Origin of the sequence: Candidatus Megaera venefica, assembly GCF_034554655.1 — a bacterium.
Classification (GTDB): domain Bacteria; phylum Pseudomonadota; class Alphaproteobacteria; order Rickettsiales; family Rickettsiaceae; genus Megaera_A; species Megaera_A venefica.
On sequence record NZ_JARJFB010000185.1, the window covers coordinates 1 to 2,902 of the forward strand.

The window sequence follows — 2,902 nt, forward strand, 5'->3', positions numbered from 1 at the left end:
GCCTTTATATCTTTTGAATCCAAGTTAATATGGGGAATCTTATATTTGTTAACTAGTAATTCAATAGTCCGCTCGTTATCTAATAATTCAGTTTTCTCCAAATGTTTGAGAATTCTTTCATATTCAGCTATATGATTAACTTTATTCATTTTTTGTAATACCAAATTTTCCATACTATAAATTAAGCCATACAGAAAATATTGGACCAGATACAGTGTAAAAACGATCCACCAAACTTCCTTTCCAAAAATATCCTACTTGAGCAGTAAAACAATTTAGGCCCAGGCTATCAAAGGTGATCTCTTTTGCAATTGAAACTTGATCATATATAGTTCGCCTGTATAAAATATTTACAAACTTCGCTTTTTCGTATTCAGTATAATTGCTTACCGTAAAACCTCTACCAAATTTTATACCTTCTTGCATACTCAGTACGTACCCAATACTATTATTACCAATAATGCTTCCATAATATTTGCGGGCGATAATACCGCATTCAAAATATGCACCGTAGTTCTTCTTAATTCTTGAGTGCCCAATTAATAGTTCAAAATCACTATAACCAAGGCTTTTTTGCTTATCATAAGTTGAGAAATGAATTTTTGGGCGAATAATAGCAACTAAGCTTTCGTTATCAAAAAACTTATATTTATAAAAAATATCAATTTCTCTACCATATCTCGTTTTAGAAGTATCTCCTGAATTAAGATCAGCAAATTTGTCTGTTTTATACCCTATCTTTGTACCAAAACTGTGATCCTCTGCTAACCCATACTCTAATTCAAAATAAGATGAACTCTCATCACTAAAGGATGTTAGCTCAGAAGATTCCTGTTTTAACAGATCTATATCACGATTTATTTGTTCAATATTCCTAAGTTCAGAGTTAAGCAATTCTCTTTTAAGGTCAGAAGCTTTTTTGTAAATTAAATTTTTTACCATACCCAATTTCTGAATCTCATTTTGCATATCTATGAACGCTTCTTTGCGCATATTTCTTATCTTGCGAGAACGCGCGTCAAGTATAGAGTGACTAAAGTATAGATTATAAGTACCAACTTCTGGAAGCCAAGCACCAGCATATGATTCAGTTGCACTCCAAATTAATACTATCAATACAGTAATAATGAACTTATAGAGGGCAATTTTTTGTATTTCCCCAATTCTTAATTTAAATTGGACAAATAAACGTATAATTATATATGAGCACAATGGAAGCTCACACAATTTGTTTGGGGTCATTTAAGTGGAATATTATATGTTCTCCTTGAGCCAGAGGATAGTCCTTTTAAACCAACCTGAATCTTCAAATTGGTCAGTTCCATAAGAATTTTTTTGATTTTTTAATGATTTATACTTTACCATACCGATAGCTGTTGAATGTATATAGCTATTATAATTTTCAACAAATCCTGGGATAATTTCTGGTTTAGCTATCCTGACTTGTTTGTGAAATATTTCTGCCACAAGTGTTCTTATGCTAGCAAGAGAAGCACCACCACCTGTTATGACAACTTGACGAGCAAGTAGATGATCCATCGACATACTATCATACTGCTTCTTTATTTCTTCAGTGATCTCTTTGATCTTTGGATTTATAATTTTAGCCAACTGACTTGCTGTAATTGTATGTTCACCATTATCAAGTTTTATTACCGAATCCTTCAATAACAAACCAGGATCAGCTACACCATATAAAATCTTGAGTTTTTCTGCTTCTTTAAGGCTTATTGATAAATTCTTTGCAATGTCAATTGTTATATCCATACCACCAATTGGGATATGATTAACATATACAATCTTACCCTCCAAAAAAATTCCATAACTTGTCGTATTAGCGCCAAAGTCAATAATAATTGAGCCTAATTGTTTTTCGTCATCGGTCAATACAGCCAAACCAGCAGCATATATTGAAACTATTATATCGCTAACTTCAACATGACATTTTGCAATACACTTGGTAAGATTCATTATCATTGTGGAATCAGCAGAAATTATATGCAACTGACATGACAACTCTTTGGCATAGAGACCTATAGGACTTTCTACCGCTTGATTACTATCAACCATGAACTCAATTGGAAAATAATGGATAATCTCCATTCCTTTGACTTTAAAATCAGACAAAGCTTTGTTAACTAATTTTTTTACATCGAACTGGGTAATTGGTTGATTACCCAATTTAATATTATGATTAACATAATAAGATTTTATTCCAGCACCAGAAAGTGATATAGCAATTTCCTTTATACTTTTGTCACAATCCTTTTCTAACGAATAAATAGCGCCAATTAAGCTACTCTCTGCCATTCCCATGTTGGTGATCGTACCAGACTTAAATCCTTCTGAATGCTGTAACACTTGAGCATTTATTCGAATCTCACCTTGTTTACTAACATGAGCTGCTATTGCAGATATCTTGCTGCTTCCTATATCAAGCGTGATAAAATTTGATGAATTTCCCTTCATAACCAATTAGTCTATTATAAAAAAAGTTATTTTTCTTACGCAAAAAATACTTTTTTCATGATTAATGCTGTCTCTAGTTTTTTATCCCTTAACTTAAATCATATCTGTAAAAAAGTAACTTTTTCACACGACTCATTAGTTTTATAAAAATCCTACACAAGGCACTCTGATATAAATCAAATATACTGTATGTTCAAGAATATTAATATTTTTATCTTGAAATAGTTAGCATAATCTGTTATCAACAGTATCACAAATGGACAGGTGTCCGAGTGGTTTAAGGATCTAGTCTTGAAAACTAGCGTGCGGGTAACCGTACCGTGAGTTCGAATCTCACCCTGTCCGCCATTCTAGATAGTCTCTCCGTCAAAACTCTAAATTTTTGATATAATTTCAAGAATTTCAAAAATAAATCACCGCACATTCATTTTTT

At 32.1% G+C, this 2,902-nt stretch carries 2 protein-coding genes and 1 tRNA gene; 1 reads left to right on the forward strand and 2 read right to left on the reverse strand.

The features are described 5' to 3' along the window. Nucleotides 1-174: 174 nt before the first annotated feature. Together Megvenef_RS08475 and ftsA are read right to left on the reverse strand one after the other, a co-directional pair. Nucleotides 175-1,116: a hypothetical protein gene (locus Megvenef_RS08475; RefSeq protein ID WP_322777502.1), complete on the reverse strand. Its 942-nt coding sequence runs from the start codon at nt 1,114-1,116 to the stop codon at nt 175-177. 138 nt (nt 1,117-1,254) lie between these two features. Next, entirely contained in the window at nt 1,255-2,469 is a 1,215-nt protein-coding gene (gene ftsA / locus Megvenef_RS08480) for a cell division protein FtsA (RefSeq protein WP_322777503.1), read from the reverse strand. Between the two features lie 258 nt (nt 2,470-2,727). Between ftsA and Megvenef_RS08485 the strand changes: the two genes are divergently transcribed. Further along, nucleotides 2,728-2,817 (forward strand) — tRNA-Ser (locus tag Megvenef_RS08485). Nucleotides 2,818-2,902 lie beyond the last annotated feature (85 nt).

What these genes read in the sequence shown, in the direction of transcription:
- ftsA (WP_322777503.1), bottom strand. Translation starts at nt 2,469, where the DNA reads ATGAAGGGAAATTCATCAAATTTTATCACGCTTGATATAGGAAGCAGC.